We start from the raw sequence: 15943 nt of genomic DNA, 5'->3' as shown, positions 1-15943 counted from the left end.
CGCGTCAGTCTAGGCATTCGCTGACACCCGAACCGGTGGTGAGCAATCGGTGCTCCGCCCCCGTCCGAGTGTCAGGACGGCCGTAGACGAAACCCTGCACATCGGTGACGCCCAGCTCGCGCAGGGCCGCGACCGTCTCCTCGTCCTCCGCGCCCTCGACGATCATCCGCACCTCGACCGCGTCGGCGAACGACTGCATCGCCCGGACGATCTCGCGCTGGCGCACCTCGGTCGTCAGCTGGGCGATCAGCGCGCGGTCGAGCTTCACCACGTCGAGCGGGAAGGTCGCGACGGCGAGCGCCGACGAGCCCTCGGTGCCGAAGTCGTCCAGCGCCACCAGCACGCCCGCGTCGCGCAGCAGCTGGGCCTGCGCGCGCAGCTCGTCCGTCGCCCCCGCGAGCGACCCCTCGCTCAGCTCGATGCAGAGCCGCACCCCGGGGAAGCGCTCGGGCAGCGCCGCGAAGTGCGGGCCGAGCCGGTCGGCCGCGAGCTGCTCCAGATCCGCGTTGACGCTCATGCACTCGACCCCGACGCCGGCGTCGCGGAAGCAGGCCGCGGCGGACATCGCCTTCTCCACCACCTGCACGGTCAGCTCGTCGAGCAGACCGGCCTCGCGCACCGTGCAGACGAGCAGGGCCGGATCGATCCGCCCGAGCTCCGGGTCCTCGAGCCGCACCAGCGCCTCGTACGCCCAGATCCGGTCGGTGCGGAGATCGACGACCGGCTGGAAGGCGAGGTCGAGCGTCCCGTCGCGCAGGGCCCGCGCCGCGGCCTGCCGGACCGGATCGGTCAGCACCGAGATGACGTCGAGGCTGCTCGAGCGCCCCCGGCCCGACCTGCCCCGCCCGCGCTTCAGCGCGAGCATGCTGCGGTCGGCCTCGATCACGATGGTCGCCGGGTCCGGCTCCTCCTGCGCCGAGAAGGCGACGCCGACGGTCACGACCGGGGCGAGGGTGTCGCCGTCAACGGTCGCGGGCGCGCTCAGCCGCTCGACGAGGGCCTGCGCCCGCCGGCGCGCGTCCTCCGCCGAGTCGAGCCCGCGCAGGATCAGCGCGAACTCGTCGCCGCCGACCCGCGCCGCGACCGCGCCCTGCCGGGCCGACTCCGCGAGCCGCTCGCCGACCAGCCGCAGCATCTTGTCGCCCACGTGGTGCCCGCGGCCGTCGTTGAGGTCCTTGAAGTCGTCGAGGTCGAGGAAGAGCACGGCGATGCCCTCGTCGGCGCGCCGGTCGCGGTTGGCCGCGGTGAGCGCCTCCTGGAACACGCGGCGGTTCGGCAGCCCGGTCAGCACGTCGAGGTCGACGGAGCGCCGCAGCGACTCGACGTCGTAGCGGGTGCTGAGCGTGTCGGCGCCCATGTGCGCGAGGGCGTCGAGGATCTGCTCGTCCTCGTCGTTGAACGGGATCGCGCTGACGCGCTTGGACGCGACGACGTACCGCGTCCGTCCATCGGGCAGGACCATCGCCGAGGAGATCTCGCGCCCGGTCGCCGGCTCGTCGCGCACCTCGATCGCGTCCGCCTCGATCGAGGTCTCCGCGTGCAGCACGATCTTCCGCTCCGCCTGCGCGACGGTCCCCCAGGGCAGTGCGAGGGCCGCGTCGAGCACGCCCGAGAGCCGCCGCCGCACGCCGCGCACCTCGATCCGCTTCGCCACGCTGAAGACCACCGCGCCCACCACGAGCACGACCATCGGGCTCTGCTCGATCGCCGGATCCCCCGCCATCGCCGGCACGACGACGGCGTCCAGGAGCCACACGACCGCGCCGAGCAGCCAGACGAGAGCGAGGTAGAGGCCGACCCGCTTGAGCGAGAGGGCGCCGAAGCCGCGCTCCCACTGCATCCCCCAGCGGCCGCGCTGGCGGACGAGGTCGACGAGCAGGATCACCGCGACGAAGACGACGCTCGCCGCGAGCAGGGCGAGCGGCGGCGTGAGGGCGTTCCTCGTCGCCTGGAACACCGTCACGTAGAGGAGCCCGGCGAGCGAGCCGAGTCCCGTGACGTAGCCCGCGACCGCGAGGTTCCGGGTCTGCAGCAGCTGCGTGAGCAGGCTCGCCGCCGTCCAGACGCCGAGCAGGCGGAACGGGTCGGCCTCCGGCTGCATGATCACCAGGAGCGTGACCGTCAGCCCGGCGATCGGCATGCCCGAGCGGCGGCCGAGGTCGATCCGGAACGCCGCGGTGAGCGCGACCGCGACGCCGAACGCCGCGACGAACGCCCAGCTGATCGGCGGCGTGATGACGAGCAGCGCCGTCGCGCGGACGACGAGGACGAGCGCGAACAGGCTCAGCAGACCCGCGATCGCCAGATCGAGGAGGCTCAGCTCGCGCGTACGGGGCATGGTGGCATGGTAGGCCGTGGGTCGGCGCGCGGCACCGGGCTCCGGCTGTCGACGATCCCTGCGGTGGTTACGCCCCAGTTCGGAGGTGTGCACGCTCCGCCGCGGCGCAGGACTGTGAGCCCATGCCTCCCCTCTCCGCTCTGACCGCCGACCTCACGCGCCGCAGCCTCTTCGCCTCCCCCCTGGGCGTCGCGGCGGCGGGCGCCGCCCCCGCCGACCCCGTCCTGCACTCCGAGATCGCCGCACCGGGCGGTGTCGCCGGCCTCGACTCCACCGCCACCGTCCCCGTCGCCCAGCTCCCGGAGGCGGTCCGCACCGTCTCCGGCGAGCGCCCTGTCGCGAAGGGCGAGCTCGTCTACAACGTGCAGGACTACGGCGCGACCGGCGACGGCAGCACCGACGACCTCCCCGCCATCGACGCCGCGATCGACGCCGCCGTGGCGACCTACGGAGGAGTGGTCTACTTCCCCCGCGGCATCTACCGCATCGCCGGCTCCATCGGCCGGGCCGAGGGCCTCGCGAGCATCGCCTTCCGCGGCGCGGGCGAGCTGTCCACCCGGATCCGCTCGCTGACGAACGCCCCCGTCGTCACCGGCGCCTTCTCCGCGTGCCGCTTCGACAACCTGATCCTCGACGCGAACGGCCTCGGCTCGCCCTGCGTCTCGGCGCACCTGGACAAGACCGTGCTCGACTCGCTGCAGCTCTACGGCTGGACCGACTACGGCATGCGCCTGAACGACGGCACCTTCGGCGACCTCGGGCTCCTCAACCGCATCCAGCGCTGCAGCATCGACCAGTGCACCGGCATCGGCATCTGGACGGGCTACCGGATGATCGACTCCTGGATCGTCGAGAACAACATCGGCGCGAGCTACGCCGACCTCTCGATCGAGGGCGGCCCGATCCGCATCCTCGGCAACCATCTCGACGGCTCGCCGCAGATCAACATCGAGCTGCGCGGCAACCGCCGCATCACCATCGCGAACAACATCATGGAGGGGGCGCGCCGGCAGTCCCTCGTCTACACGATGCCGCCGTGGCTGACCGAGGACCTCGCCCAGATCCAGATCGTCGGCAACGCGATCAGCAACGGGGGCAAGGCCGCCGCGAACACCTACCCCGCGATCGCCATCCTCGGCGTCTCCCCGACCGCCCGCACCGTCGGCTTCAGCATCACCGGCAACATCTTCGCCTGCGAGGACGCCGGAGCCGGCTGGACCCACTGCGTCGAGGCCCTCAACGCCCGCGCCGTCTCCGTCGTCGGCAACCAGTGGGCCACCGGCCACCTGAACGCCAAGCCTGTCCGCGCCGTCGGCAGCACCGCCTACGAGGTCCTCGGCAACCACGGAGACAACGCGGTCAAGACCACCTAGCCCCGGCCCGCATCGAGCGGCCCCGCACCCGACCCGCGCTGGTCGAGCAGCCCCGAAGGGGCCCCATGCTGGCCGAGTAGCCCCGCAGGGGCGTATCGAGACCCACCCTGATCAACGCCGGATCTCGATACGCCCGCTCCGCGGCCTGCTCGATCACCATGAATCCCGCAGGCGTCCCATGCCGGTCCACCATCCCTGCGCCGCCCCCATGCCGGCCGACCAGCCCCGCAGGGGCCCCATGCTGGTCGAGTAGCCCCGCAGGGGCGTATCGAGACCCCCCTCACCCCCAAGCGAGCGCAGCCCGCTCCCGCCAGTACTCCCCCGCATCCTGCGCCACGACCCCCTCCGGTACCGCCCGCGCCCGCGCCCGCACGTTCTCCCGCAGCTGCTCCGGCGTCGCCGCACCGATCAGCACCACGTCCGTCCACGGCTGCCCGAGCGCCGCGCCCAGCGCGACGTCCTCCGGCGCCCCCGGCAGCCGCCGCAGCGCCTCCGGCGCGCGATCGCCCACCAGCCGCCCGTTCGCGAGCGCCTCCTTCACCACCACCGTCCATCCCGCGTCGTGCGCCTCGACCAGCGCCGCGCCCGCCGAGCGCTCGAGCAGGTTCCACGTCGTCTGCACCGTGCTGAACGGCGAGTACGGGATCGCCAGCGCGAGCCGGATCGTGCGCGCCTGCTCCGGCCCGCTCGTCGACAGCCCCACCGTCACCCCGGACCCGGCGAGCCCGCGCAGCCGGTCCAGCAGCGCCTTCTCCACGAGCGCCGGGCTCTCCGGCGTGATCGAGTGCACGAGATAGCGGTCCGGCGCCCCGCCGAGCGCCGCGAGGGTCGCCGGCCACTGGCGCTCGAGCATCGCGACGGAGTGCTCCTTGCGCTCGTGCACGGCCGCGTCCATCGCCCAGTCGCCGACGTACTCGTAGCCCCACTTCGACTCGACGGTCAGCTCGGCGCGGCGCTCGGGATGCGCGGCCAGCCAGCCGCCGAGGAACTCCTCCGCGAGCCCGTAGGAGCGGGCGACGTCGAGGAAGCGGATCCCCTCGTCCCACGCCGTGTCGAGCAGCTCGTGGCTCCGCGCGCGCAGGGCGTCCACGCTGCGCCGCCCGGGCGGCCCGAGATCGCCCTCCCGACCCGCCGTGATGTACGCCGGTCGCCCCACGGCGGCCAGGCCGAGGCCGAGGTGCGGAGTGCTGGATGCCATGGTGCTCGTTCCGTCCGGAGGTGCCTCCACCGTAGCCGGGCACCGCGCGACGCCGAGGGGCACCCCACCGCCGCTCCCCGATGTGCCACCGTGGGCGCATGACCCGGCTGAACCCCGCCGCCACCCGGCACGTCGACGCGATGGACCACCCCCGCCGCGCGCAGATCGAGCGGCTGCGCGAGGCGGTGCTCGCCGCCGACGAGCGGCTGGTCGAGTCCGTGAAATGGAACGCCCCGAGCTACGCGATCGGCGAGCACCTCGTCACCCTCCGACTGCGCCCCGGTGACCGCGTCGAGGTGATCCTGCACCGCGGAGCCGCGCCGCGGACCGACGGTCTCGCGCCCGTCCTCGACGACGACCGCCTCGACCGGCGCGCACCGGACCGCGCCGTCCGCGCCCTCGACGCCGACGAGGACCCGGCCGCGCTCCTCCCGCTCCTGCGCCAGTGGCTCGCCGCGGTCGGCCCGGCGCGGCCCGACGGCGAGCACCCCCCGGTGATCCCCGCGCCCTCCCGTCCCGCTACCGTCGAGCGGTGACCACCGCCGACCGCCGCACCCTCGACCGCAGCATCCTGCGGCTCGCCGTGCCCGCGCTCGGAGCGCTGATCGCCGAGCCGCTGTTCCTGCTCACCGACTCCGCCCTCGTCGGCCACCTCGGCGCCGTGCCGCTCGCCGGCCTCGCCCTCGGCGGCGCGGTGCTGCAGACGATCGTCGGCCTGATGGTCTTCCTCGCCTACAGCACGACCCCCCGCGTCGGCCGCGCGCTCGGCGAGGGCGACGAGCGCCGCGCGGTGGCCGCCGGGATCGACGGCGGCTGGCTCGCACTCGGCCTCGGCGCCGTCATCGCCGTGGCCGGCGCGATCGCCGCCCCGGCCCTCATCGGCCTCTTCGGCGCGGAGCCCGCGGTCGCCGACGCGGGCGTCCGCTACCTCGCCGTGAGCATGGCCGGGATCCCCGCGATGCTCGGCGTCTTCGCCCTCACCGGACTGCTCCGCGGCTTCCAGGACACCCGCACTCCGCTGATCATCGCGGGCGGCGGATTCGCGGTGAACGCGGGCCTGAACGCCGTGCTGATCTACCCCGTCGGCCTGGGGATAACCGGGTCCGCCCTGGGGACGGTCGTGGCCCAGTGGGCGATGTTCGGCGCCTATGCGGCGATCGCGCTGCGCCTCGCCCGCCGCGTCGGCGCGCCCGTCCGCCCGCACGCGGCCGGTGTCCGCGCCTCCGCAGGCTCGGGCGGCTGGATGCTCCTGCGCACGGCGTCCCTGCGCGCCGCGATCCTCGTCGCCGTCGCGGTCGCCGGCTCGCTCGGCGCCGAGGAGCTCGGAGCCTTCCAGGTCGCGATGACGCTGTTCTCCACGGTCGCCTTCGCCCTCGACGCGGTGGCGATCGCGGCGCAGGCGCTCCTCGGCCGCCTGCTCGGCGAGGGCGATCACGCCCGAGCGCGCGCGGTGGCGAAACGCTGCCTGACCTGGGGAATCGGTGCCGGAGTCGTCCTCGGCGCCGTGATCGTGGCGACCAGCGGAGTGCTCCCGTTCGTCTTCTCCAGCGACCCGCAGGTGCTCCGGCTGCTCCCCGCCGCCCTCGTCGTGGTCGGCCTGACCGCCCCGCTCGGCGGCCTCGTCTTCGTCCTCGACGGCATCCTGATCGGCGCCGGCGACGGCCGCTACCTCGCCCTCAGCGGCCTCGTGAACCTCGCCGTCCTCGCCCCGCTGGCCCTCCTCGCGCCCCTCGCGCCCGCGGATCAGCGCCTCCTGGCCCTCTGGATCGCCTACGCCGTCGGCTACCTGGGCGCCCGCGCGGCCACCCTCGGCCTCCGCTTCCGCAGCGACGCCTGGCTCCGCTGACCTCGAACGAAGTTTCGAACACCCTGTGGACAACCCTGTGCACAACTCCCGGCACCCCCCGAGCTTTCCCCCCGCCGCGAGATGCCACTTGTGCACGCGACACGCCGTGAAAACCGTGCACAAGTGGCATCTCGCGGAGGGGGATCAGCGCTCCGAGCGCGGGGGCGCGCTCGTCGTCCCGCGATGGAAGACGGCCTCGAAGCAGACCGGCTCGGCCTCGTCGCCCGCGATCATCGCGAGCACGGCGCGCGCCGCCGCCCGGCCCTTCTCCACCGCGGGCTGCGCCATCGTCGTCAGGTCGTACTCGCCGGCGAGCCCCGGCACCTGCACGCCGTCGAAGCCGACCACCGACACGTCGGCCGGCACCCGCAGCCCGAGCTGCTCGGCGGCGAGGATGACCCCGGCCGCCAGCAGGTCGCTCTGCGCGATCACGGCCGTCGGCGGCTCGTCGACCTCGAGCAGCGCCCGCCCGGCCGCCGTGCCCTCGTCCACGGTGCTCGCACCCGCGGCGACGACGAGCGGATCGCCGAACACGTCCTGCGCCCCCAACAGCCGCTCGACCGCCGTGATGCTCGGGCTCGAGCGCCAGTCGGCGGGGATGGGCCCGCGCCGGCGGTCCTTGGCGAAGGGGAGCGAGACGACGGCGACGCGCTCGTGCCCGAGCCCGCGCAGGTGCTCGGCCAGCGTCCGCGTCGCCTCCCGGTTGTCGAGCGACACGACGGCCGCCCCGAGATCGGAGACACCCTCGACCACCACGACCGGCACGCCGCGGCGCCGCAGCACCGCCACCGAGTCGTCGACGGAGGGGCTGCAGCCGACCAGGATCATCGCGTCCACCGGCGCCGTCGCCAGCAGTCCCGATCCGCCCTCGGTCTCGGTGAGCAGCAGGATGCCCGCGTCGGCCCCGCCGAGCACATCGGCGATCCCGTCGAGCATCGCGATCTTGATCGGATCACGGAAGGCGTGCAGCACCCGCTCGTCGACGACGACCCCGACGATGCCCGAGCGACCGCGCCGCAGCGACTGCGCGCGCGGATCCGGCCCCGCGTAGTCGAGCTCGGCGGCGGCCTGCAGCACCCGCTCCCGCGTCGCGGCCGCGACCGGCCCGGCACCACTGAAGACGAGGGAGGCGGTCGAGGGCGACACGCCCGCCCGGCGCGCCACCCGCGCGAGGGTCGGCCGCGACGCCGGCGCCTCGGCGGCGCCCGGCGCCCCGGCGGTGCCCGACTCGGCCACGCCTGACCCCTCGGCCCGGCTCGCCTCGGTGCTGCTCGACTCCACGGTGCTCCTCGTCCCGGGCCCTGCGACCCGCGCCCGGCGACGCGTCCTTGACCGGTCCCGGCGTTCCGGATAGCTTAGACCGGCCCGCATCGAATCGATTCGATCACGGGGTCCCCGCCCGGATCCCCCGCCGAGTCGCCGTCGATCGCGCCGCCTCCGACCGCCCCGCGATCAGCCAGAACCTCCGCATGACCTCGACCTCCGCCCTCAGCCGCCCCCAGCTCGTCTCCTGGCGGAACGCCGTCTTCACGATCTTCGTGCTGAGCGGCCTCTCGATCGCGACCTGGGTCTCGCGCACCCCCGCGATCCGCGACGAGCTTCAGCTCCCGACCTCGGGCGTCGGCCTCCTCATCCTCTCGATGTCGATCGGCGCGATCGTCGGCCTGAGCCTGTCCACCGCGATCATGTCGGCACTCGGCGCCCGCCGCGGCATGGTCGCCGGGCTCACGGTCTGCGCGTCCGGTCTCGCACTCCTGGGTCTCGCCGCGGACACCTTCGGCGCCCTCCCGCTCGCCTTCGCGGGCATGGTGCTGCTGGGCTTCGGCAACGGCGCGGTCGACGTCATGATGAACGTCGAGGGCTCCGCGAACGAGAAGGCCTTCGGCAAGACGCTGCTCCCCCTCTTCCACGCCTTCTTCAGCCTCGGCACGGTCGCCGGCGCGATCGTCGGCGCCGCCGCCTCCGCGCTCGCCGTGCCGGTCGCCGCCCACCTCTGCGGCGTCGCGGTCGTCGTGGTCGTCACCGCGGTCGTCGCGATCCGCTTCGTCCCGGTCCGCCAGGAGCTCGACACCGCCGGCGTCGCGACCACGGCGAAGGCCCCGGTCCGCGAGCGCGTCGCCGCCTCGCTCGGCGTCTGGCGCGACCGCCGCCTCGTGCTGATCGGCCTGATCATGCTGGGCATGGCCTTCGCGGAGGGATCGGCCAACGACTGGCTGACCCTCGCGATGGTGGACGGCCACGGCACGGACAAGACCACCGCCGCCGTCGTCTTCGGCGTCTTCGTCGCCGCGATGACCGTCGGCCGCGTGCTCGGCGGCCCCGTGCTCGACCGCTTCGGCCGGGTGCCGGTGCTCCGCGGCTCGGCGGGCCTCGCCATCGTCGGCATCCTGCTCTTCATCCTGGCGCCGGTCGACGGCCTCGTCATCGTTGGCGCGGTCGCCTGGGGGCTCGGCTGCTCGCTCGGCTTCCCGGTCGGCATGTCCGCCGCGGCCGAGGGTCCGCACTCCGCGGCCCGCGTCAGCGCCGTCGCGATGCTCGGCTACGTCGCCTTCCTCGTCGGACCGCCCGCGATCGGCTTCCTCGGCGAGCACGTCGGCCTCCTGAACGCCCTCTTCCTGGTCCTCGCCCTCGTCGTCCTGGCCGGCCTCGCCTCCCCCGCCGCCCGCCCGCAGAAGGCCCCTGCCCCCTCCCTGCCGGTCGAGTAGCCCCGCCCCCATGCTGGTCGAGTAGCCCCGCAGGGGCGTATCGAGACCCACCATCGCCGACAGTCGGGGCATGCAGACCCACGTCCCCACCCGGCCGGATCTCGATACGCCCGCTCCGCGGGCTACTCGATCAGCATGGGACGCCCGCCCTCCACGCCTGTCGAGCCGCCCCGCCCACCACGCCGATCGCCCAGCCCCGCAGGGCCCCCTCCATGTCGGTCGCCCAGCCCCGCAGGGCCCCCTCCATGCTGGTCGAGTAGCCCCGAAGGGGCGTATCGAGACCCACCCCGTCCGACCGCTCCCGACCCCTGCCGTCTATCCTCGACGGGTGCGTCTCGTCATCGCGCGCTGCTCCGTCGACTACACCGGCCGTCTCAGCGCCCACCTCCCCCTCGCCACCCGACTCCTGCTGGTCAAGGCCGACGGCAGCGTCCTCGTGCACTCGGACGGCGGCTCCTACAAGCCGCTGAACTGGATGAGCCCGCCCTGCACGCTCACCACCGGCGAGCCCGACGAGGACGCGAAGGCCACCGGCGTCCTCGAGCAGTGGACCGTCTCGCACCGCAAGACCGGCGACGCCCTCGTGGTCTCGATCCACGAGATCCTGCACGACTCCGCGCACGAGCTCGGCGTGGATCCCGGCCTCGTCAAGGACGGCGTCGAGGCGCATCTACAGCGCCTGCTGGCCGAGCAGATCGATCTCCTCGGCGAGGGCCACACCCTCGTCCGGCGCGAGTACATGACGGCGATCGGCCCGGTCGACATCCTCGCCCGCGATTCCTCGGGAGCGGCCGTCGCGGTCGAGATCAAGCGCCGCGGCGAGATCGACGGAGTCGAGCAGCTCACCCGCTATCTCGAGCTGATGAATCGCGATCCGCACCTCTCACCGGTGACCGGAGTCTTCGCGGCGCAGGAGATCAAGCCGCAGGCGAGGACCCTCGCGCAGGACCGCGGAATCCGCTGCGTGGTCCTCGACTACGAGTCGATGCGCGGCGTCGACGATTCGCACACGCGCCTCTTCTAGAGATCCGCGTCCCCCTTTCCAGGGTATTAGCGCCGAAAAGGAAGCGCTCTCACGAAGAGCAGGAGAAAGGCCCCGCCGACGGATCGACGGGGCCTCTCGACGGCGGGAGCGCGATCGCGCTCCCCGTGCCGCCCGGCTCTACTTGTGAGCGGCCGCGTAGGCCGCCTGGACCTCGGCGGGGATGCGCCCGCGGTCCGAGACCTGGTGTCCGTTGGCGTTCGCCCACTCGCGGACGGCCTTCAGCTGCTTCGGGTCGCTCTTGGACGCCGAGGCGACCGACGCGGCCGCAGCCGGACGCGATCCGACGCGGCGGCCGTTGGAGACGAACTTCTCGAGCGCGGAGTGCAGCTCGGCGATGTTGTCCGGTCCGAGGTCGATCTCGTAGTTGGCTCCGTCGATGCTGAAGCGGACGGTGCCGCCGTCTCCGGAATCGATAGGGGTTCCGTCGATATCGTCGACAAGCGTGATCTTCTGGGCCACTTTTCCTCCTGGATGTCACTGACAGAAGAAGACATTACCCCGTTCTCATCGGCGGGTGAACGCTTATCCCTGCCATTCGCGCGAATCTCCGCCGCGATCTGCGCCGATACTCAGGATAAGAGCGCGCAATCCTCTGAGAATCGGCTCATGTCCCCGCCAATCGTCGTATAGCCCACATCGACATCGAATGGGCACGATTGTCGCGACTGATTCGAGACATGGCGCGATCCCGGATACCGTGAGGGGATGCCCCGGAGGAACGGACCCCCTGCCCGCCCGTCGAGACCCGGTCCCTACCGCAACGCGGCGGCACGCGAGGCGCTCGAGGCCCTGGTCGCCGACGCGACGCCGGAGCGCGTGCAGCGCCTGCTCACCGCCTGCCTCGAGGGCTCGCTCGTCGTCGACGTGACCGGCTCGCAGCCCGGCGGAGTGCCGCAGGTGCGGGTCGTCGCGACGACCACCGGCGAGCAGGTGCTCCCCCTCTTCACCTCGACCGACGAGCTGCGCGCCGCCGTCCCCCGGCAGCAGCACCCGCGCGTGCAGATGCTGGTGCTGCCCGGCCGCGAGGCCTTCGCCCTCATCCGCACCGCCGACTTCGTCGCCGTCCAGCTCGACGCGGGCTCGATCGCCCAGGTCGTCGCCCGGTCGTTCATCGAGCAGTCCCTCGACGCCCCGGCCCCGTAGAGTGTTCCCCCCGACGGGGCACTCCGCCGGGATCACGACGTCCCTCCGAGGGCAGGAGCCCGCCATGTCCGACACCACCCTCGCGCCCGACGCGCAGCCCGGCCTCGAAGCGACCTGGACCTGCATCCTCTTCGACCTCGACGGCACGATCACCGACTCGGCGCCCGGCATCACCGGCACCCTCGCCGACACGTTCGTCGAGCTCGGCCGCCCGGTGCCCACCCCCGCCGAGCTGCTCGCCTACGTCGGGCCGCCGCTGCTCGACGCCTTCCGCGAGCTCGGCGGGATGAGCGTCGAGGAGTCGCAGGCCGCCCTGGTGGTCTACCGCCGCCGCTACAACGCCGGCGGGCTCTTCGACTCGAGCGTCTACCCCGGCCTCCCGGAGCTGCTGGCGAGCATCGCCGCCGCCGGCGTCCCGCTCTCGCTCGCCACCTCGAAGCCGGAGTCGGCCGCCCGCCGGATCCTCGAGCACTACGGCCTCGCGCAGCACTTCACGGTGATCTGCGGAGCATCGGAGGACGAGGTCCGCAGCGCCAAGGCGGACGTGGTCGAGGAGGCGCTGCGCCGACTCCGCGAGATCGGCGTCGACCTCTCCACGCCCGTCATGGTCGGCGACCGCGAGCACGACGTCCTCGGCGCCGCCGCGCACGGGGTCCCGACGATCATGGTCGAGTGGGGCTACGGCTCGCCGATCGAGGCGGTCGGCACGATCGCGGTGGCGTCCGGCGCCGACGAGCTGCGCGCACTCCTGCTGCCCTGAGCCGCGCACGCCCCCGCCCGGCCCCGCACCGGCGGGAGCCCCTTCGCGCCGAGAGCCCCGTACGATGAACGCATGACTGGTCTGGGCGTCGTCCTCTCTTTCGTGCTCTTCCTCGGCGGGGTCCTCGTGCTCGGCAACTCGTTCCTGCTGCCCGACATCGCCGGCTTCCTCTTCTTCGGCGGCATCCTGATGATCTCGGCGTCGCTCGCGCTCGGCTTCCACCTGCTGCCGAAGTCCGAGTAGCGCCGAGCCCCTCGCTCAGCACCGCGGCGCTCGGCCTCGCGGCCCTCGGCACCGCTCGAGCGGCTCAGCCCAGCGAGTTCGCGTCGAGGTTGATGACGTTCCCGATGTAGACCGCCTCGCCCGCCCCCGCGACCCCCGGGTTCATCCGCAGCAGCTGCTGCACCGGGATCCCGAAGCGCTGGGCGATGTCGAAGAAGCTGTCCCCTTCGACGACGGTGTAGGTGATGATGTCGCCGGCGCCGTTGCGCGTCGGCTCGCCGGTCGCACCCGGCACCGCGCCGTTGTCGACGGCGAAGGCCGTCTCCGGGATCACGGGGACCGCGTTCGGCGTGAAGCTGACGGTCGCCTCCGGCACGGGCACGAACACCGTCGCGGTCGACTGCGGCAGCGCCGCGGTGACGGTCGGGTCGGGAGTCGGCGTCGGCGTCACGGTCGCGAAGACCGTCACCGTCGGTGCGGGGGCCGGTGCGGAGCAGCCCGCGAGCATCATCGCGGCCACCAGCGCCAGAGCGCCTCCGAGTGCCGTCGCGCGCATGTGCTCCCCCTCACGGCGCCCACCCCCGGGCGCACGGGTCCCACCCTAGGAGATGCCAGGGACAGGGCGGGGACGGGATCGCGCCGGTCGACGCGCGGCACCCGATCAGGCGTGCGGCTCGGGGAGCAGCCGCAGCCCGCCGCCGCCGTTCGCGGCGTCCATCAGCACCTCGACCCAGGACGGGTTGATGGTCGGCTGGCGACTGCCGGCGAAGTGGAACTGCAGCGCGATGTTCGGATTCATCCAGAAGGAATGCCGGCCGCGCGCCCCCTCGGGCATCGAGTCGAGCGTCAGACTGAAGCGCTCGTCGCGCCGGAACTTCGCGTACACGACGATCTGCAGGTGCGCGAGGGTCCGATCCTCGATTTCGATGACGGCCGGCGGTGTGCCGTAGAGGAACTGACCCATGACACCAGCCTATCCCTAGTTCGGCTCTTTACTAGAAGGTCTAGCTAATTCTCGGATTCCGCGATGGAGTCCTCGTCCGCGTCGATCTCGTCGACGGCCGAGCCCATCCGCCGGAGGAAGTTCACGACGACCTCCGCCTCGCCCGCGTCGAGGTCCTCGGCGATCTCGAGCATCCGGCGGTGCATCTCCTGCAGGGTCTCGCGGACCTCCTGGTCGCTGTCCACCGTCGCCTCGACGACGATCCCGCGCCGATCGCTCGGGTGCGGCTTCCGCACCAGGTGGCCGCTGCGGACGAGGCGGTCGATCAGCACGGTCGTGGAGGCGGACGAGATGGACAGGTGCGCGGCGAGGTCCTTCGCACTGACGAGCTCGCTCTCGCGCTGCCGGCGCAGCAGGTACTGGATCGCGATGAGGTCTGTCTCGCCCATCGCCATCTTCTCGCGCGTGCGGCGGCGCATCGCGACCTCGGAGACCCGGTAGCGGCGCATCGCGCTCAGCACCTCGACCGCGCGACGCGTCGAGGACTCGTCCGGATACCAGTAGCCGGCTCCGCCCCGGACCGTCGTCTCGTTCATCACGCCATCCTAGACTCGCGTGTAATCAGAGGCTCTAGCGAGCTCGGGCCGGTACCGCGCGCCCGTCCGCCTACGCTGGACCGGTGACCGCCACCCTCGTCGCCAAGGGCCTCTCCGGAGGCTATGCGCACCGCACCCTGTTCGACCGCCTCGATCTCACGGTCGCCCCGGGCGACGTCGTCGGCGTCGTCGGTGCGAACGGAGCGGGCAAGTCGACCCTCCTGCGCATCCTCGCCGGCGAGACCGCCCCGCTCGAGGGCAGCGTCGTGCTCGCCCCAAGCGATGCCTTCGTCGGCTGGCTGCCCCAGGAGCACGAGCGCCGCGAGGGCGAGACGGTCGCCGCCTACATCGCCCGGCGCACCGGTGCCGCGGAGGCGTCGGCCGAGCTCGACGAGGCCGCCTCGGCGCTGGCCGAGCCCGACCCCGACGGACGGATCGCGGACCGCTACGCCCTCGCGCTCGACCGCTGGCTCGCGAGCGGCGCCGCGGACCTCGACGAGCGGACCCCCGTCGTCCTCGCCGACCTCGGCCTCGCGCTCGACTCGACGGGCCGCGCCGGCGGCCAGGGCACGCCCAGCGCCGTCGCCGCCACCTCCCTGATGACCTCGCTCTCCGGTGGGCAGGCGGCCCGCGTCGGCCTCGCCGCCCTCCTGCTCTCGCGCTTCGACATCGTGCTGCTCGACGAGCCGACCAACGATCTCGACCTCGACGGCCTCGAGCGGCTCGAGGCGTTCGTCCGGGGCCTGCGCGGCGGAGTGGTGCTCGTGAGCCACGACCGCGAGTTCCTGGCCCGCAGCGTCACCCGCGTGCTCGAGCTCGACCTCGCGCAGGGCACCACGACGGTCTACGGCGGCGGCTACGACGCGTACCTGGAGGAGCGCGAGACAGCGCGCCGCCAGCGCCGCGAGAAGTACGAGGACTTCGCCGACAAGAAGGAGGACCTCGTCTCGCGCGCCCGCACCCAGCGGGAGTGGTCGAGCCAGGGCGTCCGCAACGCGATGAAGAAGGCGCCCGACAACGACAAGATCCGCCGCAAGGCCTCGGTCGAGTCGAGCGAGAAGCAGGCCCAGAAGGTCCGCCAGATGGAGAGCCGCATCGCGCGCCTCGAGGAGGTGGAGGAGCCGCGGAAGGAGTGGCAGCTCGCCTTCACCATCGGCAGCGCCCCGCGCTCGAGCTCGGTCGTGTCGACGCTGAACGGCGCGGTCGCCCGCCGCGGCACCTTCACCCTCGGCCCGGTATCGCTGCAGGTCGACGCCGGCGACCGCATCGGCATCACCGGGCCCAACGGCGCCGGCAAGTCGACGCTGCTGTCGCTCCTCCTCGGCCGCTCCGCCCCGGAGGAGGGCGGCGCCTCGCTCGGCGCGAGCGTCGCGATCGGCGAGATCGACCAGGCGCGCGCGATGCTCGCCGCTGACGTGCCCCTGGCCGACGCCTTCGAGGCGCTCGTGCCGGAGTGGCCGACCGCCGAGGTGCGCACGCTGCTGGCGAAGTTCGGGCTGAAGGCCGACCACGTCTCGCGCCCCGTCGGCGAGCTCTCGCCGGGCGAGCGGACCCGCGCGGCCCTCGCGCTGCTGCAGGCCCGCGGCACCAATCTGCTGGTGCTCGACGAGCCGACCAACCATCTCGACCTCGCCGCGATCGAGCAGCTGGAGCAGGCGCTCGAGGCCTACGAGGGCACGCTGCTGCTGGTCACCCACGACCGCCGCATGCTCGAGACCGTGCAGCTGACGCGCCAGTGGCACGTCGAGGCGGGCGTGGTGACCGAGGGCTGACC

At 73.1% G+C, this 15943-nt stretch carries 16 protein-coding genes; 9 read left to right on the top strand and 7 right to left on the bottom strand.

Going from position 1 to position 15943, the window contains the following annotated elements:
- Window positions 1-4 precede the first annotated feature (4 nt).
- Entirely contained in the window at window positions 5-2338 is a 2334-nt protein-coding gene (locus tag HQQ82_RS14515; RefSeq protein WP_173234403.1) for a bifunctional diguanylate cyclase/phosphodiesterase, read from the bottom strand.
- 122 nt (window positions 2339-2460) lie between these two features.
- Between HQQ82_RS14515 and HQQ82_RS19600 the strand changes: the two genes are divergently transcribed.
- Complete coding sequence (locus HQQ82_RS19600) at window positions 2461-3711, top strand: glycosyl hydrolase family 28-related protein (protein WP_216848615.1); 1251 nt, start codon at window positions 2461-2463, stop codon at window positions 3709-3711.
- Window positions 3712-3991: 280 nt separating this feature from the next.
- Here the strand turns inward: HQQ82_RS19600 and HQQ82_RS14505 are convergent, their stop codons facing one another.
- A complete protein-coding gene (locus tag HQQ82_RS14505) occupies window positions 3992-4909 on the bottom strand; it encodes an aldo/keto reductase (protein WP_173234401.1) in 918 nt (305 codons plus the stop codon).
- Between the two features lie 98 nt (window positions 4910-5007).
- Between HQQ82_RS14505 and HQQ82_RS14500 the strand changes: the two genes are divergently transcribed.
- Both HQQ82_RS14500 and HQQ82_RS14495 read left to right on the top strand, forming a co-directional pair.
- Window positions 5008-5445 carry a DUF1801 domain-containing protein gene (locus tag HQQ82_RS14500; RefSeq protein WP_173234399.1) on the top strand — a complete coding sequence of 146 codons (438 nt, stop codon included), beginning with the start codon at window positions 5008-5010 and terminating at the stop codon, window positions 5443-5445.
- On the top strand, window positions 5442-6755 hold the full coding sequence (locus tag HQQ82_RS14495) for an MATE family efflux transporter (RefSeq protein ID WP_367947950.1): 1314 nt from the start codon (window positions 5442-5444) through the stop codon (window positions 6753-6755). Before HQQ82_RS14500 ends, HQQ82_RS14495 begins: the two co-directional genes overlap by 4 nt.
- 144 nt (window positions 6756-6899) lie before the next feature.
- Here HQQ82_RS14495 and HQQ82_RS14490 read toward each other — a convergent pair whose 3' ends face one another.
- Window positions 6900-8036, bottom strand: a complete 1137-nt coding sequence (locus HQQ82_RS14490) for a LacI family DNA-binding transcriptional regulator (protein WP_367947951.1) — start codon at window positions 8034-8036, stop codon at window positions 6900-6902.
- Between the two features lie 188 nt (window positions 8037-8224).
- Here HQQ82_RS14490 and HQQ82_RS14485 point away from each other — a divergent pair, with 188 nt between their 5' ends.
- Together HQQ82_RS14485 and nucS are read left to right on the top strand one after the other, a co-directional pair.
- The gene (locus HQQ82_RS14485) at window positions 8225-9460 is read left to right on the top strand and encodes an MFS transporter (RefSeq protein WP_173234396.1); all 1236 of its coding nucleotides are present in this window, start codon (window positions 8225-8227) and stop codon (window positions 9458-9460) included.
- A gap of 328 nt (window positions 9461-9788) precedes the next feature.
- Complete coding sequence (gene nucS, locus HQQ82_RS14480) at window positions 9789-10484, top strand: endonuclease NucS (protein WP_173234394.1); 696 nt, start codon at window positions 9789-9791, stop codon at window positions 10482-10484.
- Window positions 10485-10622: 138 nt separating this feature from the next.
- Here the strand turns inward: nucS and HQQ82_RS14475 are convergent, their stop codons facing one another.
- The gene (locus HQQ82_RS14475) at window positions 10623-10964 is read right to left on the bottom strand and encodes an Lsr2 family protein (RefSeq protein ID WP_159982719.1); all 342 of its coding nucleotides are present in this window, start codon (window positions 10962-10964) and stop codon (window positions 10623-10625) included.
- Window positions 10965-11210: 246 nt separating this feature from the next.
- Here HQQ82_RS14475 and HQQ82_RS14470 point away from each other — a divergent pair, with 246 nt between their 5' ends.
- From HQQ82_RS14470 to HQQ82_RS14460, 3 genes are all read left to right on the top strand, one after another.
- Window positions 11211-11648, top strand: a complete 438-nt coding sequence (locus tag HQQ82_RS14470) for an SseB family protein (RefSeq protein ID WP_173234392.1) — start codon at window positions 11211-11213, stop codon at window positions 11646-11648.
- A 64-nt stretch (window positions 11649-11712) separates the two neighbouring features.
- Window positions 11713-12408 carry an HAD hydrolase-like protein gene (locus HQQ82_RS14465; protein WP_173234390.1) on the top strand — a complete coding sequence of 232 codons (696 nt, stop codon included), beginning with the start codon at window positions 11713-11715 and terminating at the stop codon, window positions 12406-12408.
- Between the two features lie 72 nt (window positions 12409-12480).
- Window positions 12481-12651, top strand: coding sequence for a hypothetical protein (locus HQQ82_RS14460; protein WP_173234388.1), 171 nt, complete (start codon window positions 12481-12483; stop codon window positions 12649-12651).
- Between the two features lie 64 nt (window positions 12652-12715).
- Here the strand turns inward: HQQ82_RS14460 and HQQ82_RS14455 are convergent, their stop codons facing one another.
- The 3 genes from HQQ82_RS14455 to HQQ82_RS14445 form a co-directional block, all read right to left on the bottom strand.
- Window positions 12716-13186, bottom strand: coding sequence for a LysM domain-containing protein (locus tag HQQ82_RS14455; RefSeq protein ID WP_173234386.1), 471 nt, complete (start codon window positions 13184-13186; stop codon window positions 12716-12718).
- A gap of 105 nt (window positions 13187-13291) precedes the next feature.
- The gene (locus tag HQQ82_RS14450; RefSeq protein WP_123447216.1) at window positions 13292-13594 is read right to left on the bottom strand and encodes an ATP-dependent DNA ligase; all 303 of its coding nucleotides are present in this window, start codon (window positions 13592-13594) and stop codon (window positions 13292-13294) included.
- Between the two features lie 44 nt (window positions 13595-13638).
- Window positions 13639-14169, bottom strand: coding sequence for a MarR family winged helix-turn-helix transcriptional regulator (locus tag HQQ82_RS14445; protein WP_173234384.1), 531 nt, complete (start codon window positions 14167-14169; stop codon window positions 13639-13641).
- A gap of 83 nt (window positions 14170-14252) precedes the next feature.
- On the opposite strand from HQQ82_RS14445, the gene HQQ82_RS14440 reads away from it, so the two are divergent.
- Window positions 14253-15941 carry an ABC-F family ATP-binding cassette domain-containing protein gene (locus tag HQQ82_RS14440; protein ID WP_173234382.1) on the top strand — a complete coding sequence of 563 codons (1689 nt, stop codon included), beginning with the start codon at window positions 14253-14255 and terminating at the stop codon, window positions 15939-15941.
- Window positions 15942-15943 lie beyond the last annotated feature (2 nt).

This window comes from Rathayibacter sp. VKM Ac-2856, from assembly GCF_013205055.1.
GTDB lineage: Bacteria > Actinomycetota > Actinomycetes > Actinomycetales > Microbacteriaceae > Rathayibacter.
This window is presented reverse-complemented; position numbering and strand designations above follow the sequence as displayed.